The sequence below is a fragment of the Bacillus sp. LR--39 genome (assembly GCF_053613335.1).
Genome location: NZ_JBSIOT010000514.1, coordinates 1 through 904, shown reverse-complemented (window position 1 = coordinate 904; position 904 = coordinate 1). Strand labels below are relative to the sequence as shown.

Annotated in this window: 1 protein-coding gene; it reads right to left on the bottom strand. The window is 50.3% G+C overall.

The features are described 5' to 3' along the window. The coding region (locus ACWHAR_RS24565) for a solute symporter family protein (protein ID WP_452088118.1) at positions 1-904 on the bottom strand (904 nt) is incomplete at both ends.

Here is a 904-nt window from a genome sequence, read left to right as displayed (position 1 = left end):
AACAAAGATGGCGTTTCCGGCCGGGTCCCATACGCTCGGGCTGATGGAGACAAGGATCAGAGCGCTTAAAAGGCCGGTCAGGCTGCCGGCCAAAGCGCCGGCGGCATTGAATCTTTTCCAGAAGACGGTGAAGATAATAAGCGGCAAATTGGCGCTTGCCGCCACGGCAAATGCTAGCGAGACAAGAAACGCGACATTCAGCGATTGGGCAAAGACAGCAAGCAGAATTGAAAGGACGGATACGCCGATGGAAGCCCACCTTGCAGCAATCATTTGCTCTTTTTCCGTAGCCGCGCCTTTTCTGATAATCTGGCTGTATATATCATGCGCAAAAGCAGAAGCCGCCGACAGGACAAGTCCTGTAACTACCGCCAAAATCGTGGCGAAAGCGATGGCTGAGACGAAGGCGAACAGAAAATCTCCGCCGAGCGCCTGAGCAAGCAGCGGTGCGGCCATATTCCCCGCTTTATCGGCAGCTAAAATGTTTTCAAAACCGACAAAAGCGGCAGCACCAAAACCGAGAAAGACCGTCATAATATAAAATATACCGATAATCCATGTTGCCGAGACAACCGATTTCCTTGCCGTTTTGGCATCTTTTACTGTATAAAAGCGGATGAGAATGTGGGGCAGGCCGGCTGTTCCAAGGACGAGCGCCAAATTGAGTGAAAGTGTTTCAAGAGGAACTTTATACTTATTGCCGGGGTTTAGAAAATCCGCCCCGAGCGGAGTAGCTGTTTTCATTTGTTCGAACATGTTCGTCAGGCTGAAGCCGAATTTTGAAAAAACGATGACCGAAATGATTAGCGTCCCCGCCATCAAAAGAACGGCCTTGATGATCTGGACCCAGCTGGTTGCAATCATTCCTCCGAATACGACGTAGATGGTCATCAAAACCCCGACA